Source organism: Aestuariivirga sp. (assembly GCF_046093005.1).
Lineage (GTDB): Bacteria > Pseudomonadota > Alphaproteobacteria > Rhizobiales > Aestuariivirgaceae > Aestuariivirga.
The window spans coordinates 1-24,945 of sequence record NZ_JBJTER010000036.1 but is presented as its reverse complement, the minus strand read 5'-3'; the positions used below and the strand labels follow the sequence as shown (position 1 = coordinate 24,945).

25 protein-coding genes are annotated in these 24,945 nt (G+C 65.4%); 8 read left to right on the top strand and 17 right to left on the bottom strand.

The annotated features are described in order from the left end of the window. The 3 genes from ACKOED_RS02950 to ACKOED_RS02940 form a co-directional block, all read right to left on the bottom strand. A partial coding sequence (locus ACKOED_RS02950; protein ID WP_408915084.1) for a chromosome segregation SMC family protein occupies nucleotides 1-2,005 on the bottom strand: 2,005 nt, incomplete at its 3' end. Between the two features lie 38 nt (nucleotides 2,006-2,043). Then, a complete protein-coding gene (locus ACKOED_RS02945) occupies nucleotides 2,044-2,664 on the bottom strand; it encodes a DsbA family protein (RefSeq protein WP_408915083.1) in 621 nt (206 codons plus the stop codon). Nucleotides 2,665-2,703: 39 nt separating this feature from the next. Then, nucleotides 2,704-3,177, bottom strand: coding sequence for a DUF721 domain-containing protein (locus tag ACKOED_RS02940; protein WP_408915082.1), 474 nt, complete (start codon nucleotides 3,175-3,177; stop codon nucleotides 2,704-2,706). Nucleotides 3,178-3,242: 65 nt separating this feature from the next. Here ACKOED_RS02940 and mutY point away from each other — a divergent pair, with 65 nt between their 5' ends. After that, entirely contained in the window at nucleotides 3,243-4,319 is a 1,077-nt protein-coding gene (mutY, locus tag ACKOED_RS02935; RefSeq protein ID WP_408915085.1) for an A/G-specific adenine glycosylase, read from the top strand. 4 nt (nucleotides 4,320-4,323) lie between these two features. Here mutY and ACKOED_RS02930 read toward each other — a convergent pair whose 3' ends face one another. After that, on the bottom strand, nucleotides 4,324-5,007 hold the full coding sequence (locus ACKOED_RS02930) for an HAD family hydrolase (protein WP_408915081.1): 684 nt from the start codon (nucleotides 5,005-5,007) through the stop codon (nucleotides 4,324-4,326). Nucleotides 5,008-5,171: 164 nt separating this feature from the next. Between ACKOED_RS02930 and ACKOED_RS02925 the strand changes: the two genes are divergently transcribed. After that, a complete protein-coding gene (locus tag ACKOED_RS02925) occupies nucleotides 5,172-6,077 on the top strand; it encodes a glycosyltransferase family 32 protein (RefSeq protein WP_408915080.1) in 906 nt (301 codons plus the stop codon). A 6-nt stretch (nucleotides 6,078-6,083) separates the two neighbouring features. On the opposite strand, the gene ACKOED_RS02920 is transcribed toward ACKOED_RS02925, so the two are convergent. The 8 genes from ACKOED_RS02920 to ACKOED_RS02885 form a co-directional block, all read right to left on the bottom strand. Next, nucleotides 6,084-6,977, bottom strand: coding sequence for a glycosyltransferase family 2 protein (locus ACKOED_RS02920; protein ID WP_408915079.1), 894 nt, complete (start codon nucleotides 6,975-6,977; stop codon nucleotides 6,084-6,086). A gap of 175 nt (nucleotides 6,978-7,152) precedes the next feature. Further along, nucleotides 7,153-7,686, bottom strand: coding sequence for an SCO family protein (locus tag ACKOED_RS02915; RefSeq protein WP_408915078.1), 534 nt, complete (start codon nucleotides 7,684-7,686; stop codon nucleotides 7,153-7,155). A 322-nt stretch (nucleotides 7,687-8,008) separates the two neighbouring features. Then, nucleotides 8,009-8,602 carry an SCO family protein gene (locus ACKOED_RS02910; RefSeq protein ID WP_408915077.1) on the bottom strand — a complete coding sequence of 198 codons (594 nt, stop codon included), beginning with the start codon at nucleotides 8,600-8,602 and terminating at the stop codon, nucleotides 8,009-8,011. 73 nt (nucleotides 8,603-8,675) lie between these two features. Then, a complete protein-coding gene (locus ACKOED_RS02905; RefSeq protein ID WP_408915076.1) occupies nucleotides 8,676-9,065 on the bottom strand; it encodes a copper chaperone PCu(A)C in 390 nt (129 codons plus the stop codon). A 165-nt stretch (nucleotides 9,066-9,230) separates the two neighbouring features. Continuing rightward, the gene (locus ACKOED_RS02900) at nucleotides 9,231-9,575 is read right to left on the bottom strand and encodes a hypothetical protein (protein WP_408915075.1); all 345 of its coding nucleotides are present in this window, start codon (nucleotides 9,573-9,575) and stop codon (nucleotides 9,231-9,233) included. A 113-nt stretch (nucleotides 9,576-9,688) separates the two neighbouring features. Further along, nucleotides 9,689-10,588 carry a sulfate adenylyltransferase subunit CysD gene (cysD, locus tag ACKOED_RS02895; RefSeq protein ID WP_408915074.1) on the bottom strand — a complete coding sequence of 300 codons (900 nt, stop codon included), beginning with the start codon at nucleotides 10,586-10,588 and terminating at the stop codon, nucleotides 9,689-9,691. After that, nucleotides 10,585-11,409 carry a DUF6671 family protein gene (locus ACKOED_RS02890; RefSeq protein WP_408915073.1) on the bottom strand — a complete coding sequence of 275 codons (825 nt, stop codon included), beginning with the start codon at nucleotides 11,407-11,409 and terminating at the stop codon, nucleotides 10,585-10,587. Before ACKOED_RS02890 ends, cysD (ACKOED_RS02895) begins: the two co-directional genes overlap by 4 nt. Then, nucleotides 11,402-12,388: a sodium-dependent bicarbonate transport family permease gene (locus ACKOED_RS02885; RefSeq protein ID WP_408915072.1), complete on the bottom strand. Its 987-nt coding sequence runs from the start codon at nucleotides 12,386-12,388 to the stop codon at nucleotides 11,402-11,404. Before ACKOED_RS02885 ends, ACKOED_RS02890 begins: the two co-directional genes overlap by 8 nt. Nucleotides 12,389-12,469: 81 nt before the next feature. Between ACKOED_RS02885 and ACKOED_RS02880 the strand changes: the two genes are divergently transcribed. After that, the gene (locus ACKOED_RS02880) at nucleotides 12,470-13,312 is read left to right on the top strand and encodes a LysR family transcriptional regulator (protein ID WP_408915071.1); all 843 of its coding nucleotides are present in this window, start codon (nucleotides 12,470-12,472) and stop codon (nucleotides 13,310-13,312) included. A gap of 49 nt (nucleotides 13,313-13,361) precedes the next feature. On the opposite strand, the gene cysN is transcribed toward ACKOED_RS02880, so the two are convergent. After that, complete coding sequence (gene cysN, locus ACKOED_RS02875; protein ID WP_408915070.1) at nucleotides 13,362-15,269, bottom strand: sulfate adenylyltransferase subunit CysN; 1,908 nt, start codon at nucleotides 15,267-15,269, stop codon at nucleotides 13,362-13,364. After that, nucleotides 15,269-16,399, bottom strand: a complete 1,131-nt coding sequence (gene cysD / locus ACKOED_RS02870; protein WP_408915069.1) for a sulfate adenylyltransferase subunit CysD — start codon at nucleotides 16,397-16,399, stop codon at nucleotides 15,269-15,271. The genes cysN and cysD (ACKOED_RS02870) overlap by 1 nt, the downstream gene beginning before the upstream one ends. A gap of 171 nt (nucleotides 16,400-16,570) precedes the next feature. Here cysD (ACKOED_RS02870) and ACKOED_RS02865 point away from each other — a divergent pair, with 171 nt between their 5' ends. The 3 genes from ACKOED_RS02865 (at nucleotide 16,571) to glnT (ending at nucleotide 19,439) form a co-directional block, all read left to right on the top strand. Next, a complete protein-coding gene (locus ACKOED_RS02865; protein ID WP_408915068.1) occupies nucleotides 16,571-17,227 on the top strand; it encodes a helix-turn-helix domain-containing protein in 657 nt (218 codons plus the stop codon). A gap of 1 nt (nucleotide 17,228) precedes the next feature. Further along, entirely contained in the window at nucleotides 17,229-17,954 is a 726-nt protein-coding gene (locus ACKOED_RS02860; protein ID WP_408915067.1) for a ribonuclease T2 family protein, read from the top strand. Between the two features lie 180 nt (nucleotides 17,955-18,134). Continuing rightward, on the top strand, nucleotides 18,135-19,439 hold the full coding sequence (gene glnT, locus ACKOED_RS02855; protein ID WP_408915066.1) for a type III glutamate--ammonia ligase: 1,305 nt from the start codon (nucleotides 18,135-18,137) through the stop codon (nucleotides 19,437-19,439). Here the strand turns inward: glnT and ACKOED_RS02850 are convergent, their stop codons facing one another. Continuing rightward, nucleotides 19,440-20,405 carry a threonine dehydratase gene (locus ACKOED_RS02850; protein ID WP_408915065.1) on the bottom strand — a complete coding sequence of 322 codons (966 nt, stop codon included), beginning with the start codon at nucleotides 20,403-20,405 and terminating at the stop codon, nucleotides 19,440-19,442. 106 nt (nucleotides 20,406-20,511) lie between these two features. Here ACKOED_RS02850 and fabD point away from each other — a divergent pair, with 106 nt between their 5' ends. Both fabD and fabG read left to right on the top strand, forming a co-directional pair. Continuing rightward, nucleotides 20,512-21,459: an ACP S-malonyltransferase gene (gene fabD / locus ACKOED_RS02845; protein ID WP_408915064.1), complete on the top strand. Its 948-nt coding sequence runs from the start codon at nucleotides 20,512-20,514 to the stop codon at nucleotides 21,457-21,459. A gap of 4 nt (nucleotides 21,460-21,463) precedes the next feature. Continuing rightward, nucleotides 21,464-22,204: a 3-oxoacyl-[acyl-carrier-protein] reductase gene (fabG, locus tag ACKOED_RS02840; protein ID WP_408915063.1), complete on the top strand. Its 741-nt coding sequence runs from the start codon at nucleotides 21,464-21,466 to the stop codon at nucleotides 22,202-22,204. A 36-nt stretch (nucleotides 22,205-22,240) separates the two neighbouring features. On the opposite strand, the gene ACKOED_RS02835 is transcribed toward fabG, so the two are convergent. Then, complete coding sequence (locus ACKOED_RS02835) at nucleotides 22,241-23,602, bottom strand: sugar-transfer associated ATP-grasp domain-containing protein (protein ID WP_408915062.1); 1,362 nt, start codon at nucleotides 23,600-23,602, stop codon at nucleotides 22,241-22,243. A 48-nt stretch (nucleotides 23,603-23,650) separates the two neighbouring features. Beyond that, on the bottom strand, nucleotides 23,651-24,772 hold the full coding sequence (locus ACKOED_RS02830; protein ID WP_408915061.1) for a mitochondrial fission ELM1 family protein: 1,122 nt from the start codon (nucleotides 24,770-24,772) through the stop codon (nucleotides 23,651-23,653). Between the last annotated feature and the right edge of the window lie 173 nt (nucleotides 24,773-24,945).

Sequence of the window (24,945 nt, the reverse complement as noted above, 5' to 3'; positions counted from 1 at the left end):
CCGCGGCGTCGCCGGCGGCGCGCGCCGCGTCGCAGGCGGCCCTGAGGCCGTCGGCCGCGGACACCGCGCCCGCCATCTCGATTTCCAGCGAGGCCAGACGGTTGCGCTCGGCCAAGCGCTTGGCCGCCGCACTCGGCGCATCGGCGGCGGCGGTGAAGCCATCCCAGCGCCACACGTCGCCCTCGCGCGATACCAGGCGCTGACCGGGCTTCAGCTGCGGCTGCAGCGCCTGGCCAAGCTCGCGCGAAACGACACCAATATGCGAAAGCCGCCGCTGCAGTGCCGCCGGCGCTTCCACGAAGCTGGCCAGCGGCGCGGCGCCACCCGGAAGCGGGGCGGTTTCGGTGAGCGGCGGCAGGCCGCGCCAGTGAACCGGCGCACCCTCGTCGGCGGCGGCGTCGATGTCATCGCCCAGCGCCGCGCCCAGCGCCGTCTCATAGCCGCGGGCCACGTTCATCTGGTCAACCAGCGCCGGCCACAGATCGCCGCCGCCGGCTTTCAGCAATTTGGTCAGCGTCTGCACTTCGGTCTGCAGCCGGTCAGCGGCGCGGCGGGCCTCGTCATGGGCGGCGCGGGCTTCGGCCTCGGCGCCGCGGGCTGATCTGACGCCGGACTCGGCCTCGGCCACCGCCTGCTCGAAGGCGGTTGCCTCGGCGGCGGCATGATCGACGGCGGCTGCAAGCTTCTCGCCATCGCCCTCGACATGGAAGCGGGCCAGCAGGGCCTCGCGGCGGGACGCGGTTTCGGCCGATTCGCGCTCAAGCTTCTGGAGCCTCGCGCCATGTTCGTCGATCGACCGGAGAATGGCATTGCGGCGGGCGGCCAGTTCGGAGAGCCTCGCATTGGCGGCATCGGCCGCCTCCTGGGCGCGGGCCAGCGCGTCGGCCGCCGTCTGCAGCATGGTCGCGGCGGCGGCGCGCATCTCGGCGCCGCTGTCCTGTTCGGCCTTGAGCGCGGCATCCTCCGCGGAAAGACCGGCGAGCACCCGGTCCGTGTCGTTCAGCAATTCCTGTTCGCGCTCGAGGTCGGCGTGGGTCTGGGCGATGCGCTGTTCGAGTTCCTTGCGGCGCTCCGCGGCCCGGCGCTCCTCCGCGTCGAGCACGTTGCGCTCATGGCTCACCCGTTGCAGCACCGCGGCGCGCACCGCCTCCTCTTCGCGCAAGGCCGGCAGCTTGTCGCCGAGTTCGTCACGCAGGCGGAGCTTTTCGGAGGAAGCCCTGGTGTGTTCGGCCAGCACCCGCGTGGCCTCGTCGAGCGCCGCCGCATCGCGCGCGCAGGCCTCCGCCGCGTCGCGCCAGCCCACATAATGGCCCATCGCCTCCAGCTTGCGGATCTCGGCGGAGAGCGCCTTGTATTTGACCGCCTGTCGCGCCTGGCGCTTCAGGCTGTTGAGCTGGGTTTCAAGCTGCGAGGTGACGTCGTCGAGCCGCGTCAGGTTCTGCTCGGCGGCGCGCAGCTTCAGTTCCGCCTCGTGACGGCGGGTGTGAAGGCCGGTGATGCCGGCCGCTTCCTCGAGGATGAGGCGGCGGGCCTGCGGCTTGGCGTTGATGATCTCGCTGATCTGGCCCTGGCGCACCAGCGCGGGCGAGCGCGAGCCGGTCGAGGCGTCGGCGAACAGCAGCTGCACGTCGCGGGCCCGCACATCCTTGCCGTTGATGCGGTAGGTCGAGCCCGATTCGCGCTCGATGAGGCGCGAGATTTCAAGCGTGTCCTGGCCCTGGAACTGCGCCGGGGCGGCGCCGCCGTCATTGACCAGCGTCACCATGACCTCGGCCATGTTGCGGGCCGGGCGCTCGGTGGTGCCGGAGAAGATCACGTCGTCCATGCCCGAGGCGCGCATCGACTTGTAGGAGCTTTCGCCCATCACCCAGCGCAGCGCCTCGAGCAGGTTGGACTTGCCGCAGCCATTGGGCCCGACAATGCCGGTGAGGCCCGGCTCGATGTCGATGTCCGTGGGCTCGACGAAGGACTTGAACCCCGAAAGCCGCAACCGTGTGAATTTCATCCTAAGTCTCTGCCCCTTCGCGTCCCTTGTCTGCCCGGTCAGAGCAGCTTGTCGATCTCCGCCTTCAGCGTCTCGAAGGACTGTTCGCCCTCAAGCTGCTTGCCGTTCAGGAAGAACGACGGCGTGCCCTTCACCCCGAACTTGGCGCCCCCGTCGCGGATTTCCATGATGCCCTTGGCCAGCGATTCGTTTTTCAGCGTGTCATCGAACTTCTGCTGGCTGAAGCCCGCCTGCTTGGCAATGTTGAGCAGGCCGTTGGCCGGGTCCTGCACCCATGTTTCCAGCGTGTCGAAGAAGATGCCGATGAGCGGGAAATAGGCCTCCTTCGGCGCCGCGCGGGCGATCATGAAGGCGGCCAGCGCGGCGTCGTTGAGCGGAAACTCGCGGAAGATGAAGCGGATCTTCTTGGTATCGACGTATTCAGCCTTAAGTTGCGGCCACACATCCTTGTGGAAGGCGGCGCAATGCGGGCAGGTGGCGGAGGCATACTCCACCAGCGTCACCGCCGCACCCTCGTCGGCGCCCAGCGCCATGTCGCCGAGCGCCGGCGGCTTCAGCAGTTCGGCGACATCAACATCGGCATGCGCCGGTGCAACGGCGGCAAGCAGCGCGACAGCGGCGGCACCGCTGAGAAGGCGTCGGCGGGAAATCATGGTCATAGGCATTACCTACTAGATGTTGGGGGTTGGAACCATACGTTATTTGCCTTGTGGAGAACTCCGGGCGGAGGCCGCGACCACCCGTCCGAGGCGCTCCAGCGCGTCTTTCAGGGGGCTTGGGTCTATTTCGCCAAGTTCCTGTTCACAAATGGGTTTTTCTGGCAGTGGCAGCGGCGCGGCGGGGGCCTTGGGCGGTGTCGCGGCCTGCACCACCTTGATCGCGGCGATCGCCCCGTAGCCGAAATAGCCATTGAGGCGGGCGATGATGCGGGATGCTTCATATTGTAGTTCCAGCGCCCGGCCGGGTGCCGCCCGGATGATCAGCGTTCCACCCTGTTTCTGCGCCATTTCTCCGCTGCCGCGCGGCCAGCGGATTCGCTCCGGAGCGGAAACTCCAGCCAAATCAGGGCCTACGATGGCCTCCCAATTGGCAACCGCATCGGCGGCGGCAAAGCCATAGCGCGCGAAGGCCGCCTTGGTGATCTCGCGGAAATGCTTGGAGAGGGTTTCCATTGCCGGGCCGAAAAACGTTGATTATGCCGGAGTTTATAACAGGAGTCGTGGTGTTGCGCAGCAGCATGGCCAGAAAAGGGCCGAAGCCCGATGCCGCCCGGCGTCTTCTCGCCTGGTATGACGCCCATGCCCGGGTTCTGCCGTGGCGGGCGGCGCCCGGCACACGGCCCGATCCCTACCGTGTCTGGCTCTCGGAAATCATGCTGCAGCAGACCACGGTTCCGGCGGTGAAGTCCTATTTCGAGACGTTCATCGCCAAATGGCCAAGCGTCGAAGCGCTGGCGGCGGCATCGCTTGACGACGTGCTGAAGGCCTGGGCGGGGCTTGGCTATTATGCCCGGGCGCGCAACCTGCACGCCTGCGCCCAGAGGGTCGCCGCCGCGCATGGCGGAACGTTTCCGGAAACCGAGGCCGCGCTTCGCGCCCTGCCCGGCATCGGGCCCTATACCGCGGCGGCGATCGCCGCCATTGCCTTTGGCGGCCGCCATGCGGCGGTCGACGGCAATGTCGAGCGGGTCATCAGCCGTTACCATGCCATTGAGACGCCACTCCCACAGTCAAAGCCGGAGATCAGGGAGCGGGCGCAGGCGCTGGTGCCGGAGACGCGGGCCGGCGATTTTGCCCAGGCGATGATGGATCTGGGCGCCACCATCTGCACGCCCCGCCAGCCAAATTGCGCGCTGTGCCCGTGGGCCGAGGATTGCCGCGGCCGCATCGCCGGAATAGCCGCCAGCCTGCCGCGCAAAGCGGAAAAGAAAGCGATTCCGTTGCGCAAAGGCGTCTGCTTCTGGATCGAACGCGCCGACGGCGCCGTGCTGCTGCGGCGAAGGCCGGAAAAGGGCCTGCTCGGCGGCATGATGGAAGTGCCCTCGACCGCCTGGGGCCAGGCGCCGCCGGAGCCCGCGCGTGAAGCGCCGGTGACGGCCCAATGGCAGAGGCTGCCGGGCAAGGTCGAGCACACCTTCACCCATTTTCATCTGGAACTCGAAGTCTGGCGCGCCACGGACGGTGGCGTGGAAACGCCACGGCACGAGGCCTATCGCTGGACGCCGCGGCGCGAATTGGCCGGCGAGGCGCTGCCGAGCGTCATGCGCAAGGTCATCGCCCATGCGCTGGGCAAAGAGCCCGCGCGGCGGCGCTAGCCGCTCAACGCCGCCCGCCCACCTCGTCGATATGAAGGAGCAGATCTGCCGGGTCCTCATAGACCCGGTAGGCGCCGGCCCGTTCCAGCTCCTCGGTGCCGTAGCCGCCGGAGAGCAGGCCGATGCCCAGCGCCCGCGCCCGCCGCGCGGCCAGCATGTCCCAGATCGCGTCGCCTACCACGCAGGCCGTGCCGATGTCGGCTTCCAACCGCTCCGCCGCGGCGAGGAACAGGTCCGGGTCGGGCTTCGCGTAGCGCACCAGGTCGCGGGTGATGACCACGTGCTTCTCCGGATCGACGCCGAGGATCTTCAGCACCGGCCCCGCCGTTTCGATGCGGCCCGAGGTGGCGATCGCCCACGGGATGTCGTTGGCGGAGAGATAGGCGAGAAGCTCCCGCGCGCCCGGCAGGGCCCGGGTGCGTGGCGAGCGCTGGCCATAATATTTGATGTGCAGCTGTCTCAGGCGGTCCAGCAGTTCCGGCGAAAACTCGCGGCCCGTCTCGCGCGCCAGCGCCTTGGTGAACAGCCCGCCCGACATGCCGATCTTGCGGTGCAGCCGCCAGACCGAGATGCCGATCCCCTCTTCCTGCAAGGCATCGTGCCAGGCCAGCACATGGTCATAGACGCTGTCGACGAGCGTGCCGTCGAGATCGAACAGAAACGAGGTCTGCTGCCGGGCCTTGATCATCAATCATCCTTTCATCAATGATCCGCATAAACCTTGCCGCGGCGCGCCGCAATGCGCTTCAAGAGGCGAGAGCGCCGGCTTCGTTGCGCCGCCGGGCCACGCCTGATAAGTGGTGATGGAACTCTTGTACATGGCGCGCCGCAGCGGGCGGCCGCGGGACCGTGATGCCGATACCGAAGCACATCTTTCAGACGGCGCGCAGCTATGAGTCGCTGCCCGCCGATTTCAGGGACAACATCGCGTCTCTGCGGGAGCGCAACCCGGATTGGACCTACCGCTTCTTCGGCGATGACGAGATGAAGGACTTTATCCGCCAGCATGTGAGCGCCGGAGACTGGCATGAGATACAAAACGTCAATCCCAAATACGGCGTGGTTCTGGCCGATCTGTTCCGCTACCTGGTCATCTATCATGAGGGTGGCGTCTATCTCGACATCAAGAGCACCGCGCGCCGCCCGCTGAGCGAAGCCATCGATCTCAACGCCAGCTTCATTCTCTCGCAATGGCCGAACAAGATCGGCGAGCGCTATCAGGGTTATGGCCTCCACCCTGAACTGCGGCACGTGCCGGGCGGCGAGTTTCAGCAGTGGAACATCATCGCCGAACCCAGACATGCCTTCCTCAAGGCGGCGGTGAAGCAGGTGCTCCACAACATCAAGACCTATACGCCGGGCCAGTTCGGCACGGATGCCTACGGCGTCCTGCGGGTCTCGGGGCCCATCGCCTACACTCAGGCCATCTATCCGCTGCTCGACCATTATCCGTTCACGGCCACCGACGTGGGCAACCATGGAATCCGCTACAGCCTCTATGAGGACGGCGGGAATCCGCAGCGGCATCAGGACAAGCTGCCCGGCCATTACGCGGCGGTGAAGGAGCCGGTGGTCATCCGGGATGTCTATGTGGAGCCGGAAGCGCCGGTGATCACGCGGCTGGGCGAGTTGCTGGCCCGCGAAGTGCGGGACAATATCGATCTCGTGCTCAAGCTGGCGGTTTTCTCCTTCGTCGCCGCGGCGAGTTTCGTGGCGCTGTTCCTGGCGGTGGCCGGATACCTGGCTTTCACGCGCTGAACGCGGTCATCCGCGCTTGGCGTCCGGCCCATAGAAGGCGAAGCGCCGGCCGCTCGCCCGCAGCAGAATGCCCGCCGCCGCGGCGGCATCGGCCATCGCCCTGTTGATCCGCCAGGGGGCGAGCGGCGCCCACAACAGATGGTTCGCGGCGTAGCCGAGCTTCTGCGTCATCCTCCACAGGCAGAAAAGATAGCAGCCGGGCCCGGGCCCGCGCCTGGCCGCGGCGATCTCGGCAATCACCACGCCGTCGCGCAAGCCGCCGCGCCAGACATAGCGCCGCTTCATGCGGCCGGGCGGGATCGTCTCGATCACCACGGCATCGCGCGCCACGGCGTGTGCTGCGCCATTGTCGGCCAGCCTGTTGAGGAATTCATTGTCCTCGCCGCCCGAGAAATTGAACGCCGGCTGAAACCAATCCCGTTCGTCCGGCGGCAGCGCGGAGGCGCGGATGATCAGGTTCGAGGTGCAATAGGTCTCGCCGGATTTCTCAAAGAACCGCCCCCGCGTGATCCAGGAAGGCGGCGGATCAACAAATCTGGGAACGACCGGGCCGGTGGCGAAATCGGCGCCGGTTTCCGTCAGTGTCCGCAGGAGACTGGCCAGCCAGCCTGGTTCGGGCAGTTCATCGTCGTCGATAAAGGCCAGAAACTCCGGCCGTTGGGCGAGCGCCGCCCTGAGGCAGGCGTTGCGCGCCGCCGCGAGCCCCGGTGACGCCAGCCGCTGATAGTCCACATCGAGCGCCGCCCTGAAGGCCGTGACGATGTGTTCCGACGGCGTGGCGCCATTGTCGAGCACCACCACGCGCGTGTCGGGCTGCCGGTCCCGCGCCAGGGCGGCGAGCAAGCTGCGCAAAAGCTCCGGCCGGTCGAAGGTGCAGATCAGGATCGCGGTTCGTGGCATGGCCAATCGCTATGCCATGCGATGTCCGGGGTTTCCATAGCTCATGCCGCTGGCGGCAAACCGCCTGCTAGAGCGGAATGGCTCTTCACGTACAGGGTGGTTCCCGCCTCCCCCTTGTGGGGCGTGCCCCCCACAAGCGGGAGGAAGATTTGAACGGTATTCCGGCTAAACTCATTTAGCGCTGACCGCCGGAGAACAATTTCAGCATCTTCTCCTCGACCATTTCCGGCGGTTCGCCGAAAGCAATGGTATCGAACAGGCGGCCGTTGGCGTCGAACAGGAACATCGACGCTGTATGGTCCATACTGTAGGCGCTGCTGGCCGAGGGCACCTTGGTGTAGAAGACGCGGAATTCGGAAGCGAGCTGCTGCAGCTCGCCGGGCGTGGGTACGAGACCCTCGATGTGCGGGTCGAAATTTGCGAGGAAGTCCCTCACGGTTTCAACCGTATCGCGGTCCGGGTCGACAGTGATGAAGAACACACGCATATCCTTGGCGGCAGGGCCAAGCTTGTGCAGCATGTTGCCGACGTCATTGAGCATGGTCGGGCAGACCTCGGTGCAGTGCGTATAACCGAAATGCACCATGAAGGGAGTGCCGAGCAGGTTGCGCGAATCGACCTTGCCGCCCCTGGAGGAGGAGAGCACGAAGTTGGCTTTGGTCTGAGCGCCGCCGCCGAAGTTCATCTCTGCCGGATGCCAGATCAGCATGGCAAGGAGGCACGCGGCGACAACGGCCGCAAGAGTCGCTACAACCCAACGGACGTATAGAAGATTCATAAAAACCTGCTGCGACGCAAGGGGCCGTCCTTATTCCAACGATCTGCAGTGACTGCAATTAGCACGATTTTTTTGTTGTACTGCAAGCATTTTGGCAACCATGCCCAGCAGAAAAAGCAGCCCTTGCGGCAAGTCAAGCACGTCAGGATTGCAGGTCTGTGGCGGAAGCGCTGGAGGCCTCTGATCGCATGGAAACTATCCTTGGTTGTATAACTGGTGTGGCCGGGCGGGCGGTCCGCAGCGGCTTGTCCGGTCAGCCGCCGGACAGCAGCTTGCCGATCTTCTGCGCCCGCCTGGCAGGCGCCTCGCCGAATGCCATGGTGTCGGCCAGGCGGCCATCGGCGCCAAACAGAAACGCTGACGCGGTGTGGTCCATGCTGTAGCTGCCGTTGGGCTGTGGCACCTTCGCATAGAAGATGCGGAAACCTGTGGCGAGCTCCTGCAGCTGGGCAGGCGTCGGTACCAGGCCCTCGATTCGCGGATCGAAATTTTCAAGGTAACCGCGCAGGGTCTCCACGGTGTCGCGGTCGGGATCGACGGTGATGAAGAACACCCGGAAATCCTTCGCCTGTTCGCCAAGCCCGTTCAGAACGGCGGCCACTTCATTTAGCGTGGACGGGCAAACCTGGGTGCAGCGGGTGAAGCCGAAGAACACGGCGTAGGGCTGGCCGTCAAGACTTCGCTGATCGACGGTGCCGCCTTTGGAGGAAGCCAGCACAAAAGGCGTGCCCACCGTGGCCGTGGAAGTGGGGCGCCATGCCGTGAGGAGGACTCCCGCATAGACCGCTGCCCCCAGCGCAAGCAGGGCGGCGGCGAACAGCACGTTTGAGGCCTTGATGGGCGGCACGGCAGGGAGGCTCCCTTATAATGTTCGCGGCTGGGCGCGGAGGGCGTTTGATCCTCCGTGCCGGCCGGCGTCGTCACTGCGTTGCGGCAGAAATTCCGGCCGCTTCATATTCGATATCCACGGTTCCCGCCTTCTCGAACGTCAGGGTTCCGGCGAATACATCGCCTTCATTCACCGGCGTCTTGAGACCCATGAACATGATATGCAGCAATCCGGGCTTAAGCACCACGCTGCTGCCGGCAGGGATAACGATGCCGTCAGGCATCTCCGTCATCTTCATGACGTCGCCTTCCATTCGCATTTCATGGATCTGGGCGATGGCGCTGATCGCCGCGGTGGCGCTGATCAACCGGTCGTCTTGCCGGCCGTTGTTGGTGATGGTCATGAACCCGGCGGCGGTTTGCGCCCCGGCGGGCGTCTGACGCGACCAGGGATGGCCGATCACCAGATCGCCGATCTTCATCTCATGGGCATGCGCGTCGGCAAGGCCAAACAGCGCAGCGATGGTAAGCCCGAAAGCGAAAACGATTTCTCTCATGATATTCATATGTGTGTCTTTGCTGGATTGATCTACGGGCGGCGGCGAGGCCGTTCGATGCCAGCCGCATCCGCCATGGGAAAACGCCAGTCAGGAAAATGCCGGAGGGCCGCGAGGCGGACGCGCATCGATGAGCGCCCGCAGCGGCAGTGCAATGGCCGCGATTTCGCGTGGCCCGGGAATGCCGGGATGCACCGGCCAGGCGGTGAAAGCCGGCTCCGCGGGAGCCAGATTCGGGCCGCAGGCCGGGCAAGATGTTACGCACAGGATGCAATCGCCGTGACCGGCATGGTTCCGCGGCACGCTGTCATCATTGGGCCCGCCGGACGGGCCGCACAGCCCATAAGCGAGGTCACGGTCGAGCGCCGCGGCGGCCGAAAGCGCCGGCTGCGGAAGCATCACGAACAAGGCCGGCAGCAGCAGGGCAACAGCCATCGCCGCCGCCAGGCGGCGGTGCAAAGCTCTCAGACTGCCAATCCAGCTTCCGTGCACAGTTTCATCTAACCATCTTCCAGCGCCCCTGGCGACTGGCCCGGGCTCCGCGCCCCCTAGAAATAGCCCGGCCGCTTCTTGTCTTCCATGGCCGAGGCGCCATCCTTGTCGATGATGCGGCCCTGGCGTTCCGAGCCGGTGGCTTGCATGGTCTCGAGGATCACCTCGCGCACATCGCGGGCCTCGGACACGACGCCGCCGGTGAGCGGGTAGCAGCCGCAGGTGCGGAACCGCACATTCAACACCTCGGGCGTTTCGCCGGGTTCGAGCCGCAGGCGGTCGTCATCGACCAGGATGATCTGGCCATCCCGCCACACGATTGGGCGCGGGCTGGCGAAATAGACCGGCGGCAGCGGAATGTCCTCGCGGAGGATGTAGAGCCAGATGTCGAGTTCGGTCCAGTTGGAGATCGGGAACACCCGCATGGTCTGGCCGGGCGCCAGGCGGCCGTTGTAATTGTCCCAGAGTTCCGGGCGCTGGCTCTTGGGGTTCCAGCCATGGTTGGCGTCACGCACCGAGAATATGCGCTCCTTGGCGCGGGACTTTTCCTCATCGCGCCGGGCCCCGCCCATCGCGGCATCGAAGCCCAGTTCGGTGATGGCCTGCTTCAGCGGCACGGTGCGCATGATCTCGGTGTAGAGGCTGGAGCCATGGTCGAACGGGTTGATATTGTTCCGCACGCCCTCCTCGTTGCGGTAGACGATCAGCTCCACGCCATAGTGCGTGGTCACCCAGTCGCGGAAGGCCAGCGCGTCGCGGAACTCCCAGGTGGAATCGATGTGCAGCAGCGGAAACGGCGGCTTGCCGGGGTAGAAGGCCTTGGCGCACAGATGCAGGAGCGTGGTCGAATCCTTGCCGATCGAATAGAGCAGAACCGGCTTGCGGAACTGCGCCGCGGTTTCGCGGATGATGTGGATGGCTTCCGCCTCGAGGCGGTCCAGATGCGACAGTTTCATGGGTTGCACTCCGGGCATTCGGCGGGGGTGGCGGTTTGGCGGGCATCCGGGCGCGGGCGGATCTCCTCATGGCCGCAGGACTGGCAGCCGAAGACCAGCTGCCTGACCAGGCCGGTTGGCGCGCCGCATTCCTCGCAGGCAAGACCCGGCTCGGCCCGCACCACGCCAAAGCCCGGCCTGCCGCAAGCCGGGCACGGCGTGGCGACGCGCCGGGCGAGCTTCCGCGCCAGCTTGCCGATAGCCGCCATGCGGGTGGGGTTCAGATGGGCGCGCATGTCGGTCTCCAGCCGGACCGGCTCTTCGGCGCGGCGCAGCAGAGCGTCGAGATGTTCGCGTGACACGATGCCTTTGACGATTTCACCGCCGCTCCGGAAGATCAGCGCATGGGAGGGAAACCCGGCCCGCGCCAGAAACCCCTCGAGATCGGCATCCGGCGTGACCTCGAGTGCGGCAAAATTTGTCTCCGCCGAGATCTGCTCTTCCGCGATCTCGAAGCCACCGGCGTCATCGATGAAGATCATCAGCTCATGGGCAGCGGCCAGAAACGGGATGGCCGGATGTGGGCCGAAGCTCCCTTCGCTGGCGATCCCGAGGGGAAGGCCTGCTGCGGTCATGCCCATCCTGGCCTTGAGGCGCGCGGTTTCGCGCATCGGCGCGGGGCGCGGCACCTCGCCGGTGAAGGTGCCGAGGCTGTCGGTGTCGAGAGCGGCGGGAACGATGATTCCAAGGCCCAGGGCCTCCGCCATGGCGGGGGCGATCGCCCGCGCCTTGCCATGCCGGGTGGCGAGAGCTGCCACCGCGCCATGGTAGCGGCTAGCCAAGCACATGCTCCGCGGCCAGAACATACAATGGAATGCCCGCCACGATGTTGAACGGGAAGGTGATGGCCAGCGACAGCGGCAGATAGATCGCCGCCTTGGCCTGCGGCAGCGCCAGCCGCATGGCGGCGGGTACCGCGATATAGGACGCGCTGGCGCACAGCACCATGAACAGGGCTCCCGTTCCCACCCCGAGGCCCAGCGCCCAGGCGGTGGCAAGGCCCGCCGCGGCGCCCAGCAGCGGCATGTAGATGCCGAAGGCGGCCAGCGGCAGGCTGAAGGCCTTCATATGGTGAAACTGGCGCGCCACAACGAGCCCCATGTCGAGCAGGAACAGCGCGAGAATGCCCTGGAACGGCGTCACCAGAAAGCCTTCCAGCTTTTCCAGCCCCGTTTCGCCCGAGAGGAAGCCAATCACGAAGCTGCCGAACAGCAGCAGGATGGCGCCATTGGTGAAAATCTCGCGGCTCAGCTTCGGGGTCGCCTGCTTGCCCACGGCGATGGTTTCGGGCGCGGCACGATGCGCGATGTAGAGGGCGGAGAGAATGGCGGGGGCCTCCATCATCGCCAGAACCGCGACAATGTAGCCCTGATAGGAAATGCCTGACAGTTGCAGGAAGCTGACCGCCGTCACGAAAGTGACGATCGACACGGAGCCGTAATGGCCGGCAATGGCCGCCTGGGTGGGTGCATCGAGCCGCGTGGTCTGGCGCAGCAGCCAATAGGCTATAAAGGGGATGGCAAAGCTCATCGCGGCGCCGGCGAGCAGCAAGGGAAGGGCTGACAGGACGCCGCCGTCGGTTCCGGCCAGCGCCGCCCCGCCCTTGAAGCCGATCGACATCATCAGATAGATCGACAGATAGCGGCTGATGCTCTCGGGCACGTCGAGGTCCGACCTGAGCAGGCCGGCGGCAATGCCGAGCGCGAAGAACAGGATCGCCGGCGAGAGCAGATTTTGCAGAAAGACCTGGAAAAGTTCCATAGGCACCCCCGGCGGCGCTCTTAAGGCGGTTGTCTGAATCAGATATACGCATTATTCAAATGGAGCCTATTGGAATTTCGAATGGCTTTTGACACCCTCACTTTGCGTTGCTTCCTCGAAGTGGCCGAGATCGGTTCGTTCACCATGGCCGCCCAGCGGGTCGGCCGCAGCCAGTCGGCGGTAAGCCAGCAGATCGCCAAGCTCGAACAGCATCTGGGCAAGCCGCTCTTTACCCGTGGCCGGCAGCTGGCGCTGACCGATGAGGGCCAGCTGTTCCTGTCCTATGCGCGGCGCATGCACGAACTCCATTCCGAGGCCCTTGACCGCTTCCGCGAGCCGGAGCTTCAGGGAGAGGTGCGCTTCGGCCTGCCGGAGGATTTCGCCGCGGTCTATCTCTCGGACGTGCTGGCGGAGTTTACCCGCAGCCATCCGCGCATTCTTCTGTCCATCGAATGTGATCTGACGCTCAATCTCTACCGCCGCTTTCAGGCGCGGGAATTCGATATCGTGCTGGTGAAGATGAACCGGCCCGAGGATTTTCCCAATGGCACGGAAGTCTTCAGCGAACCCCTTGCCTGGGTGGGCGACGCCAGCCTGGCGCGCGGGGCGGGCGCGCTGCCGCTGGTGATGGCGCCGCAGCCCTGCGTCTACCGCGCGGCGGCCATCGACGCGCTTGGTCGCGTGGGACGGCCCTGGCGCCAGACGCTCACCAGCCCCAGCCATGCCGGCACCATCGCGGCGGTGCGCGCGGGACTGGGGCTGACGGTGCTGCCGCGGCCCATGATCCCCGCGGCATTGCCGGCTATTCCGGCAGTCGAAGTGGCGCCGCTCGGGCTGATCCATGTCTCGCTGCTCAAGCACCGCGGCGACGACCCGGCGATCAACTCACTTGAGAATTTCGTGCTTGGGAAACTGAAGCGTTAGGCCCGGTTCCGGCCTGACTGGAACAGCGACAGAGCGAAGCTCAAGCTGCTCATGTCTTGGTCAGCCGGCCTTTGGCTTTCAGATAGCCGATGATGGCATCAGCCGCGCCTTCCGCCGTCAGCTTGGCCGTATCGACAAGTATCTCGGGGTTTTCCGGCGCCTCATAGGGCGAGGATATGCCGGTGAAATGCTTGATCTCGCCGCGCCGCGCCTTGGCGTAAAGGCCTTTGGCGTCGCGCCGTTCGGCCTCGGCCAGCGCGGTATCGACGAAAATCTCCACGAATTCGCCGGGCTCCATCAATTCGCGCGCCATCAACCGCTCAGACCGGAATGGCGAGATGAAGGAGACGAGCACGATCAGTCCGGCATCGGCCATCAGCCTCGCCACTTCGGCCACGCGGCGGATGTTCTCCACGCGGTCGGCGTCACTGAAGCCGAGATCACGGTTAAGGCCATGGCGGATGTTGTCGCCGTCGAGCAGATAGGTCATGTGGCCCGCGGCATGCAACTGCTTCTCCACCAGATTGGCTATGGTGGACTTGCCCGCGCCTGAAAGACCCGTGAACCACAGCACCGCCGGCTTCTGTCCGGCCAGAGCGGCGCGAGAGGCCTTGTCAACGTCCACCGCCTGCCAGTGAATATTCGCGGCACGGCGGAGCGCAAAGCGGATCAGCCCCATGCCCACCGTGTTGTTGCTGAACCGGTCGATCACGATGAAGGAGCCAAGGTGCCGGTTCTCGGCATAGGACGCAAAGGCGATCTGGCCATCGAGCTCGAGGTTGCAGACGCCGATCTCGTTCAAGGCAAGGGTCTTCGCCGCCACGCGCTCCATGGTGTTGACGTTCACCTTGTATTTCAGTTCGTCGAGCGTGCCGGGCAGCGTGCGGGTGGAGGATTTGAACAGATAGGGCCTGCCCGGCAGCATTGGCTCGTCGCTCATCCACAAGACCTCCACCTCGAACTGGTCGGAGACTTCGAGCGGCTCGCGCGCCGCGCAGATCACGTCGCCACGGCTGATGTCAATTTCCTCGGTGAGTGTGACCGTCAGCGACTGTCCGGCTACCCCGGCCTTGAGATCGCCATCATAGGTGACGATGCGGTCAATTGAGGATGTCCGCCCAGAGGGCAGCACCTTGATCGCGTCGCCCGGCTTCACCGTGCCGGACACGATAGTGCCGGAAAAGCCCCTGAAATTCTGGTTTGGGCGGTTCACCCACTGCACTGGCAGGCGAAACGGCTTTTCCGCCAGATCATCGCCAACCGGCACGGTTTCGAGATGCGCCATCAGGGTTGGCCCGTGATACCAGGCCATGTTGCGCGAGCGGACGATCATGTTGTCGCCCTGCAGCGCCGAGACCGGAATCATCGTCACCTCGCTCGCGCCCAGCGAGGCGGCGAAAGCCCGGTAGTCTTCGGCGATCCGGTCAAAGACCTGCTGATCGAAACCAACCAGGTCCATCTTGTTGACCGCCACCACGAGATGCCGGATGCCGAGCAGCGTACAGATGAAGGTGTGCCGCCGCGTCTGGGTCAGAACGCCTTTGCGGGCATCGATGAGGATCACGGCAAGATCGGCGGTGGAGGCGCCGGTGGCCATGTTGCGCGTGTATTGTTCATGGCCGGGCGTATCCGCCACGATGAACTTGCGCTTGTCGGTGGCGAAGGCGCGGTAGGCGACGTCGATGGTGATGCCCTGTTCGCGCTCTGCGGCCAGCCCGTCCACCAGCAGCGCGAAATCGAGATTGCCGCCCTGTGTTCCCATTTTCTTGGAATCGGCTTCAAGCGCCGTCAGCTGGTCCTCGAACAGCATCTTTGCTTCGTAGAGCAGGCGTCCGATCAGCGTCGACTTGCCATCATCCACCGAACCGCAGGTGATGAAGCGCAACAGGTCCTTCTTCTCCTGCGCGGCGAGATAGGCCTCGACGTCGCCGCCGGTGAATTCGATGAAGCGCGTCATCAGAAATATCCTTCCTGCTTCTTCTTTTCCATGGATGACGCGGCATCCTTGTCGATCACCCGGCCCTGGCGCTCGGACGAGGTGGCGACCAGCATTTCCTCGACGATGCCGAGCAGGCTGGCGGCCTCCGAGTCGATGGCGCCGGTCAGCGGATAGCAGCCGAGTGTGCGGAATCTCACCTTGCGCATCTCCGGCGTCTCGCCGGGGTTGAGCCGCATGCGCTCATCGTCGACCATGATCATCTGGCCGTCGCGCCACACGACAGGGCGCTCAGCCGCGAAATAAAGCGGCACGATCTCGATACCCTCACGGTGAATATATTGCCAGATGTCAAGCTCGGTCCAGTTTGACAGCGGAAAGACACGGATGGATTCGCCCTTGTTCTTGCGGGCATTGTAGATGTTCCACAATTCCGGGCGCTGGTTCTTGGGGTCCCAGCGGTGGCGGCTGTCGCGGAAGGAAAAGATTCTTTCCTTGGCGCGGGATTTCTCCTCATCGCGCCGGGCGCCGCCGAAGGCGGCGTCGAAGCCATATTTGTCCAGCGCCTGTTTGAGGCCGTCGGTCTTCATGATCTGGGTGTGCAGCGCCGAGCCATGGTCGAAGGGGTTGACGTTCTTGGCCACGCCGTCCGGGTTCTTGTGGACGATCAGCTCAAGTCCATACTTCTTTGCGGTTGCCTCGCGCATCGCATACATGTCGCGGAACTTCCAGCCGGTATCGACATGCAGCAGGGGTAAGGGCGGCTTCGAGGGATAGAAGGCCTTGAGCGCCAGATGCAGCATGACCGCGGAGTCCTTGCCGATCGAATAGAGCATCACCGGCTTTTCGCATTCGGCCGCCACCTCGCGGATGATGTGAATCGACTCGGCTTCCAGGCGGTCGAGATGGGTCAGTCCCGCCGCCTCCGTCTCAGGTCTTGGCGCGGCCTGGCGGGGTGCCGGGGCCAGCCGTCCGGCGATCCAGTTGCGCAGCTTGGCGATGGTGCGGGTGGAGGGCGAGCGCCCCTTGCGCAGGTCGAACACGAAGTTCGGATCGCCGAGCGCCTGTTTCCCGAGAGCGGTCGGCTCAAGCCCGGCGGATGCCAGAAAAGCCTCTACTTCCTCAAGAAATGACCGCGCGACATGATCCATGATAGGATAAACCCTTTTCTGACTGAGTCATCGGGTGGGAGATAGCGCAATCCTATCGGAAGGAAAAGCGTTTTTCTCAGTGATGATAGGATTTATCCTTTGGCGATCAGCGCAGGGATTGCTTGTCGTGCGCCTAGGAAAAGCATAGGGTTTCCTCAGAGGAAAAAGCCAATGGACAAGACCAGCAGGGCAGCCAGGCGAAGCCCTTCGCCGGGGCTCGATTTCCAGGATCCGCACAGTGGGACGGCTGCGCAGGGCAAGCTGCTGGAACAGGCCATCGGCCGCGAGGTGAAGCGCTATCGCGAGAAGCTGGGGCTCACCATCGCTGAGCTGGCCAAGGCGGCGGAGATGTCCGCCGGCATGTTGTCCAAGATCGAGAATGGCGCCACCTCGCCGTCGCTCGCCTCGCTGCAGGCGCTGGGCCGGGCGCTTGCGGTGCCGGTCACGGCCTTTTTCAAGTCCTATGAGGAAATCCGCGATGCCACCTTCGTGAAGGCCGGCCAGGGCCTCACCATCGAGCGGCGCGGCACGCGGGCCGGACATCAATATCAGCTGCTCGGCCACAGCCCGCATGGGCCGGTCATAGTCGAACCTTATCTCATCACCCTCACCCACCAATCGGACGTTTTCCCCACCTTCCAGCACGCGGGGCTTGAGTTTCTGTTCATGCTGGAGGGCAATGTCGTCTACCGGCATGGCGGCAAGACCTATGACATGCACCCGGGAGACGCCTTGTTTTTTGATGCCGATGCGCCGCACGGGCCGGAAGAGCTGCGTGAGCTGCCGATCCGCTATCTCTCGGTGATCAGCTACCGCCGTGAGGAATAGCATGCGGCCTGTCTGGCATCTGTTGTTCTCCGGTCTCGTGCTGCTGTTTGCGGCCGTTCCCGCGCGGGCGGCGCCTTTCTACGTGCTGGCCATCAGCTGGCAGCCCGCCTTTTGCGAATCAAGCCCGCGCAAGCGCGAATGCCGCTCGCAAACCGCTGACCGCGCCGATGCCGGACAGTTCTCCTTGCACGGCCTGTGGCCGCAACCCGCAAGCCGCCAATACTGCAATGTTGACCGCCCGGTGCGCGAAGCGTCGAACGCGGGCCAGTGGCGGGAGCTCCCGGTGCTCGAACTCTCGATGCGCACCCGTGAAAGTCTTGAACGCCTGATGCCTGGCAGCCAGTCCTATCTCGACCGCCACGAATGGGCAAAGCACGGCAGCTGCTACGCCGTGGCCGATCCGGAAATCTATTTTCGCGATTCACTGCGCCTCCTCCAGTCCATCAATGATTCAGGTCTGGCCCAGCTGATGCGCGACAACATCGGCCGGCGGCTGTCGGCCAGTGAAATCCGCGCCCATTTCGACGAGGCATTTGGCGAGGGTGCGGGCGAACGGGTGCGCGTTGCCTGCCGTGACGATGGAAACCGGCGGCTGATCACTGAACTCACCATCGGCCTCAAGGGCGATATTCCGGGCGGCGCGTCACTGTCCCAGCTGATGCTTGCCGCGCCCCCCACAAGCCGCGGCTGTCCCGACGGCATTGTCGATGCCGTTGGCCAGCAATGACCATGGCCAGGCCAGTTCCTGGAGTTAAAAAATAGTTCCCGAAGGTTGAAACTTGGGCTCGGCATGCTAGAAAAGCCGAGGCAAGCGCCAGTGCGTGTTGCCACCCTGGCGGGCATCCGGCGGCCCGATGTCCGGACGCCTGACCTCGATAACAGACAAACCTCGGGAGAGAGACGTATCATGGGCGATCTTGCCTCATATGCCAAACAGAACGGCATCAAATTCTTTCTGTTCAATTTCACCGATCTGTTCGGCGTGCAGCGCGCCAAGCTGGTGCCGGCGGAGGCCGCCGGCAAGATGCAGAAGGCGGGTGCTGGCTTCGCGGGCTTCGCCACCTGGCTCGACCAGACCCCGGCGCATCCCGATATTCTGGTGATGCCGGATACCAATTCTGTGATCCCGCTGCCGTGGCGGCCCGATGTCGCCTGGGTGGCGGGGGAGCCGTGGATGGATGGCGCGCCGCTGCCGCAGGCGCCGCGCGTGGTGCTGCGCAAGCTCACCGAGCATTACGGCAAGAAGAACATGAAGCTGATGGCCGGCGTCGAGCCGGAGTTTCACCTGATCAACGCCGATGGCTCGTCGGTCTCCGACCATCGCGACACCGCCGAGAAGCCCTGCTACGACCAGTCAGCGATCATGCGGCGGCTCGACGTCATCGGCGAGATCTGCCAGACCATGATCAAGCTGGGCTGGGGGCCCTACCAGAACGACCATGAGGACGCCAACGGCCAGTTCGAAATCAACTGGAACTTCAGCGACGCGCTGACCACGGCGGACCAGCTCGCCTTCTTCAAGTTCATGGTCAAGGCCATCGCCGAGAAGCACGGGCTTCGCGCCACCTTCATGCCCAAGCCCTTCATCAACCTCACCGGCAACGGTTGCCACGTGCATCTCTCGGTGTGGAGCAACGACCGCAAGAAGAACCTGTTCGACGATCCGAAAGGCGAACTCGGCGTTTCCAAGCTCGGCTATCATTTTCTGGGCGGGCTCATCCACCATGCCGCTGCGATGTGCGCCATCACCAACCCGGCGGTGAACTCCTACAAGCGCATCAACGCGCCGCGCACGCTGTCAGGCGCCACCTGGTCGCCGTCGTCGATCACCTATGGCGGCAACAACCGCACGCATATGGTGCGCATTCCGGATGCGGGCCGCGCCGAATACCGTCTGCCGGACGGGGCGGCGAACCCCTACCTCCTGCTTGCTTCCATCCTGGCGGCGGGCATGCATGGCGTCGAAACCAAGATGGACCCCGGCAGGCGCCTCGACATCGACATGTATGCCGAAGGCCACACGGTGAAGAACGCCAGGAAGCTTCCGCTCAACCTGCTCGACGCGTTGCGCGCCTTCGAGGAGGACAAATACCTGCAGGACATGCTCGGCAAAGAGGCGTCACAGGGTTACCTCAAGCTCAAGCACAATGAGTGGAACCAGTATTGCCGCCACTTGACCCAGTGGGAGCGCGACACGACACTCGACTGCTGATCAGGCCGGCGGCGTCTGGCCTTCCAGCAGCGACGCGAATTTTGGCATGTCGATGTTGCCGCCGGAGAGGATGACGCCGGCGCGCTTGCCTTTCATGGCGCCGCGCTCCTTGAGCAGTGCTGCCAGCGGCGCGGCGCCCGCGCCCTCGGCGATGGTGTGGCAGCAGCGGAAATAGAGCCGCACCGCCTCGGCGATCTCGTCTTCGGTGACGGTGACGATGCGGTCGGCGCCGCGCTTGATATGCGCGAAGGCTTCCGGGTTCACGACCCGCACCGCCATGCCATCGGCGAAGGTGGTGGCGTGGTTGGTGGAGACCGGCTGACCGGCGGCGAAGGACAGCGCCACCGCATTGGCGCCCGCCGCGACGACGCCAATCACCTTGGTGCGCAAACCCAGCATGTCGCGCGCCGCGATGGTGCCGACGATCCCGGAGCCCATGCCGATCGGCACATAGACCGCGTCCAGCTCCCCGGCTTCCCCAAACAGCTCATGGGCATAGGTGGTGACGCCCATCACCAGCTCCTTGCCGAAGGAGGGGATGAAATCGAGGCCGCGCGCCGCGGCGATCTCCATGGCGGTCTCGCGCGCCGCGTCGAAGTCATGTCCGGTCACGATCAATTCAGCGCCCAGCGCCCGCATCGCCGCGTTCTTCTCCGGCGAATTGCCCACCGGACAGACGATGGTGGACCTGATCCCCACCCGCGCCGCCGCGAAAGGTATCGACTGGCCGTGATTGCCGCGGGTGGCGGTGATCACGCCCCCGGTCTCGCCGCGGGCCTTGCGCAGCGCCATGTGCACGAGCCCGCCGCGCACCTTGAAGGCGCCGGTTGGCGTGTGGTTCTCATGCTTCACCCACACCTCGGCGCCGGCCGCGTCACACAGCAGTGGCCAGGCATATTGCGGCGTGGGCGGCATCGCCGCATAGACGATGCGCCTCGCGGTTTCGAGCTCGTCGCGGCTGTACATCGGCCCGGAGTTAAGGCCGATCCCGGCGCCCCGGTCAACCTTGACTCGTGGGGCCAGCGCATGTTTCGTGCGCCCACCATAAAGGAATCAGGCAGAGGTTCACGCCATGACAACGGCCTTCACGTTTCCAGGCCAGGGCAGCCAGGCCGTCGGCATGGGAAAAAGCCTTGCCGAAAGCTTCGCGTCCGCCCGCGCGGTGTTCGCGGAAGTCGATGCGGCGCTGGGCCAGAACCTGTCGCGGCTGATGTGGGAGGGTCCCGAGGCCGAGCTCACGCTCACCGAAAACGCCCAGCCGGCGCTGATGGCCGTCTCCATGGCGGTGGTGCGCGCGCTCGAGGCCGAACATGGCATCACCGTGGGCAATACCGCCTCCTTCGTCGCCGGCCATTCGCTGGGCGAATATTCGGCACTCGCCGCGGCGGGCACGTTCACGCTGGCCGACGCGGCGCGGCTTCTCAAGCTGCGCGGCCAGGCGATGCAGAGCGCAACGCCGGTTGGCGCCGGGGCCATGGCGGCGCTGCTGGGGCTCGATTTCGCCGCGGCCGCCGCCGCCGCCGCGGAAGCCGCCGAAGGCGAGGTCTGCCAGGCCGCCAATGACAACAGCGATGGCCAGGTCGTGGTCTCCGGCAGCAAGGCGGCGGTCGAGCGCTGCGCCGGGATCGCCAAGGCCAAGGGCGCCAAGCGCGCCGTCATGCTGCCGGTCTCCGCACCGTTTCATTGCGCGCTGATGCAGCCGGCCGCGGCGGCGATGGAGGCGGCGCTGGCCAGGGTGGCGATGCAGCCGCCCGCCGTACCGGTCGTCGCCAATGTCGGCGCCGCGCCGCTCAGCGATCCGGCGGCGATCGCCCGAAGCCTGGTTGCCCAGGTCACCGGCACGGTGCGCTGGCGCGAATGCGTGGGCTACATGGCCGCCCATGGCGTCACCCGCTTTTATGAGCTGGGGGCCGGCAAGGTGCTGACCGGGCTTTCCAGGAAGAACGCCCCCGACGCCGCCGCCTTCGCCATCGGCACGCCCGAGGACATCGCCGCCGCGGCGGCCCAGATCAGGGGATAGCAACATGTTCGATCTCACCGGCAAGACCGCGCTTGTCACCGGCGCCACGGGCGGCATCGGCGCCGCCATCGCCAGGGCGCTGCACCAGGCGGGCGCCACCGTGTCGATCTCCGGCACCCGCGCCGCGGTTCTCGAAGCGCTGAAGGCGGAACTGGGCGGCGCACGGGTGCATGTGCTGCCCTGCAACCTGTCGGACGCGGCGGCGGTCGAAAAGCTGGTGCCCGAGGCCGAAGCCGCGATGGGCGGGCTCGACATTCTCGTCAACAATGCCGGCATCACCCGTGACGGGCTTTCGGTGCGCATGAAGGATGAGGACTGGAATGCCGTGCTGGACGTCAATCTCACCGCTTCGTTCCGGCTGGCGCGCGCCGCCCTGCGCGGCATGATGAAACGGCGCTGGGGCCGCATCGTCAACATCACCTCGGTGGTGGGCGTCACCGGCAATCCGGGCCAGGCCAATTACGTGGCGTCCAAGGCGGGCGTCATCGGCCTCACCAAGTCACTGGCGCAGGAGGTGGCGGCGCGGGCCGTCACCGTCAATGCGGTGGCGCCCGGCTTCATCGCCACCCCGATGACCGATGTGCTGACCGACAAGCAGAAGGAAATGATTCTCGCGCGCGTGCCGTCCGGCAAGCTCGGCAGCCCCGAGGATGTGGCCGCCGCCGTGCTCTATCTCGCTTCGGCGGAAGCAGGCTATGTGACCGGCCAGACGCTGCACGTCAACGGCGGCATGGCCATGGTGTGAGCCGGCGGCGCCGCGCCGTGACCGAACGGGGCTGTTTCAGTCAGGTCGGCTCTTGCTTTGATTGCCCGCCCGCCGCGCCACATTGTGGGCCAGCAGCTCAGCGATGCGCGCGCCGCCCAGGGGCCGCCGTTCGGCGCGCTGGTGGATGTCGAGATCGGGCTTGCCATTGCCCTCGATGATCATCGCGCCGTCTTCCAGCATGGCCACGTCCCAGCCCACCACCACGCGCTGCGGAAAAGCCTCATGCGCCTTGATCGCCAGCGCCACGACCTCCGGCCAATGCGGCAGGATGCGGCCCGCAAAGCGCGCCCCGCTCACCGGATGCGTGTCGCGCCAGCCAACCTCGGGCCTGACGCCGATGTCCGATGCGATGCCGATCTCGCCGGTTGCCAGATTCACCGCCGTGGCGAGCCCGCCCTGGTGGAAATTGTCGACCACCGAATTGCCGATCGCCATGCGGAAGGCGGCATTGGCCGCCTCGGGCCGGCCCTGCCCGTCGCGGCAGGTCAGCAGCCGCACGGTGGCCAGCGCGCCATTGGCGATGTCGTCGAGGGCGGGATGGTTCTTCAGCCTGGGTTGCACCAGAAAATCATCTTTCAGCGATTGCCGCGCCAGCTTCTGAACCAGCGCCGCGCCGTCAAGCACCGTGCCATGGGCATCACGGTAGCGGCCGCCGCCGATGAAATCCCAGCGCTCCATGCGGTGGCCGCCAGCGCCTGAGCGCGGCTTCACGAACAGATCGGCCTCCGGCAGCTGATCGACGCCGCCCTTCAGCGGCCGGCGTTCGCCTTTCGAAAAATGCATGAACACCGGCACCGCCCGCACCCCGGCCGCATGGCAGTGCTCGGCGAACCAGATCTTATCATCGAGGAAATCAGCACCTTCGGGCGGCTGCAGCAGCGCATAGGCGGGGCCGATGGTTTCATGCGCGGTGAGATAGAGCCCGGCCTGCCGCCCGCGCTCCGGCAGATAGAGCTCGAACATGTAATACCAGAACGGCGCGATGGCGTGGCGGGCCGCCATGTCAGCCTGCCCCAGCGCTTGCGCTGCCACGCTTACGCCGCTGCGCGCCGCAATGGCTTTTCCATTGCGCCCGGTGAACAGCCAGATGGCGGCGATCAGGGCGACCGGCCACATCACCGCCGCCACGGCCGCCTTCAAGGGCCCCCAGGGCAGCCGCCAGTAGGTCCAGGCATAATAGCGGTGGAGATATTCGGCGGGCGGGAGGCTGGCAGCCGGCTTGCCCCTGAACGCCCGCCACAACGCCATCGGCAATCCCGCGACCAGATAGGCCAGGGCCTCGGCCTGCCGCAGCAATGCTTTCCACGCCGCGCCTCTCAGCGTGGCGAAACGGTCAGCGAGGCTCAGGCGGTCATCGGGCGAAGGCGGAACGGACATCGGTTCAGTGTGCTTGGGCTATTCTTGGGCAACCATGAAGTCCGCTGCTCATAGGCCAAAAAGCTGGCGGATGCGAGCAACCGTGCGGCCAAGCTCATCGGGTGCGGCGGGCGGCGGGCCCGGCGGCGGCGGATCGCCCAGCCATTGCGCATATCCCCCCTTCACCAGCGCGCGCTGGACGATGCGAAGATCGCGCGAAAAGCGCGGCGGGGCATGGTTGATCAGCAGGCGGAACAGCGTGGCGCCGGCGCTGCGCCCGCGCCAGGAGATGGGCGGCACGCCATCCACGGCATTTGCGCTCTGTTCTTCGGCCCGCATGGCATAGGGCCCATCCTCGATGTCGAACAGCAGAACCGGCTTTCGGCTGGCGATGGCCTCGGCCATCATGGAGATCGAATCCGCCGTCACCACGATGCGCTGCGCGAGACCCAGAAAGGCGTGGAACGGATTTTCGCCGCCGCCGCGCATCCAGCGGTGGACATGGCTCGGAACGCCGATCGCCGCTTTCAGCGCTTCCGTCGCCGCGGTACCGGTGCGGGCGCTGGTGGTGATGAGCAACGAGCCGCCCTCCGCGCGGGCAAGTTCCGTAACCGCATGGCCCAGCCGTGACGCGGCTTGGCGCGTAAAATGATAGGGGCCACTGCGGCCGCCCACCAGCACTGCCGTCAAAGGCTTTGGCATGAGGGCAAACCGTGCTTCCCAGCGTTCTGCCTCAGCGGTGAGCCGTTCCGGCGTCACATCATGGAGCGGCAGCAGATTGTGCAGCACATTGGGTGCCGCCGGCAGGCGGTATTGCGGCGTGGTCACGACCAGGTCGAAGCGGGCGAGCGGCGCCCAGGGCGTTCCCACGAACGCGATGCGGGTTTGCGGATGCTGCTTCCTGATCCAGAACGCCACCGCCTCGGCCCCGCGCCCCGAGCAAAGCACCAGATCCGGCCACGGCGGCGTGATGGCGCTGGACGAGACAAGGTCAACTCCCGCCAGCGTCGGCAGGCTCAGGAACCGCAGTGCCGCCTCGCTTGGGCGGTAGACGAGGTGCTTCGTCTCCACGGACCAGCCGAGCGCCTGGCCCAGCGCCCTCAGCTGGGTATTGTCGCCGGCATGCGGGCTGGCCACGATCCAGACCCGCGGCGCGTCCGGAAACCTTCCTGATTTTGCATTCGTTTCCAATAACTTGAGCCTTGTCATGCCGCCATGTGGGCGGTAGTGGGTCAGTTTGAAATTTGACCCCTCTTGACTATCATGGAAATGCCGGACGGGTCAGGCTATATTGTGTGTATGGACAAACACCCGAAACGCCCGCGCGACTCATCGCAGCTTGCCAAGCTAATGATTGATCTTGC

Bases quoted from the DNA above. Each gene is read 5' to 3' on its own strand.
- ACKOED_RS02945 (WP_408915083.1), bottom strand. From the start codon at position 2,664: ATGACCATGATTTCCCGCCGACGCCTTCTCAGCGGTGCCGCCGCTGTC.
- ACKOED_RS02940 (WP_408915082.1), bottom strand. From the start codon at position 3,177: ATGGAAACCCTCTCCAAGCATTTCCGCGAGATCACCAAGGCGGCCTTC.
- mutY (WP_408915085.1), top strand. From the start codon at position 3,243: ATGGCCAGAAAAGGGCCGAAGCCCGATGCCGCCCGGCGTCTTCTCGCC.
- ACKOED_RS02930 (WP_408915081.1), bottom strand. From the start codon at position 5,007: ATGATCAAGGCCCGGCAGCAGACCTCGTTTCTGTTCGATCTCGACGGC.
- ACKOED_RS02925 (WP_408915080.1), top strand. From the start codon at position 5,172: ATGCCGATACCGAAGCACATCTTTCAGACGGCGCGCAGCTATGAGTCG.
- ACKOED_RS02920 (WP_408915079.1), bottom strand. From the start codon at position 6,977: ATGCCACGAACCGCGATCCTGATCTGCACCTTCGACCGGCCGGAGCTT.
- ACKOED_RS02915 (WP_408915078.1), bottom strand. From the start codon at position 7,686: ATGCTGATCTGGCATCCGGCAGAGATGAACTTCGGCGGCGGCGCTCAG.
- ACKOED_RS02905 (WP_408915076.1), bottom strand. From the start codon at position 9,065: ATGAAGATCGGCGATCTGGTGATCGGCCATCCCTGGTCGCGTCAGACG.
- ACKOED_RS02900 (WP_408915075.1), bottom strand. From the start codon at position 9,575: ATGGCTGTTGCCCTGCTGCTGCCGGCCTTGTTCGTGATGCTTCCGCAG.
- cysD (WP_408915074.1), bottom strand. From the start codon at position 10,588: ATGAAACTGTCGCATCTGGACCGCCTCGAGGCGGAAGCCATCCACATC.
- ACKOED_RS02885 (WP_408915072.1), bottom strand. From the start codon at position 12,388: ATGGAACTTTTCCAGGTCTTTCTGCAAAATCTGCTCTCGCCGGCGATC.
- ACKOED_RS02880 (WP_408915071.1), top strand. From the start codon at position 12,470: ATGGCTTTTGACACCCTCACTTTGCGTTGCTTCCTCGAAGTGGCCGAG.
- cysN (WP_408915070.1), bottom strand. From the start codon at position 15,269: ATGACGCGCTTCATCGAATTCACCGGCGGCGACGTCGAGGCCTATCTC.
- cysD (WP_408915069.1), bottom strand. From the start codon at position 16,399: ATGGATCATGTCGCGCGGTCATTTCTTGAGGAAGTAGAGGCTTTTCTG.
- ACKOED_RS02865 (WP_408915068.1), top strand. From the start codon at position 16,571: ATGGACAAGACCAGCAGGGCAGCCAGGCGAAGCCCTTCGCCGGGGCTC.
- ACKOED_RS02860 (WP_408915067.1), top strand. From the start codon at position 17,229: ATGCGGCCTGTCTGGCATCTGTTGTTCTCCGGTCTCGTGCTGCTGTTT.
- glnT (WP_408915066.1), top strand. From the start codon at position 18,135: ATGGGCGATCTTGCCTCATATGCCAAACAGAACGGCATCAAATTCTTT.
- ACKOED_RS02850 (WP_408915065.1), bottom strand. From the start codon at position 20,405: ATGTACAGCCGCGACGAGCTCGAAACCGCGAGGCGCATCGTCTATGCG.
- fabD (WP_408915064.1), top strand. From the start codon at position 20,512: ATGACAACGGCCTTCACGTTTCCAGGCCAGGGCAGCCAGGCCGTCGGC.
- fabG (WP_408915063.1), top strand. From the start codon at position 21,464: ATGTTCGATCTCACCGGCAAGACCGCGCTTGTCACCGGCGCCACGGGC.
- ACKOED_RS02835 (WP_408915062.1), bottom strand. From the start codon at position 23,602: ATGTCCGTTCCGCCTTCGCCCGATGACCGCCTGAGCCTCGCTGACCGT.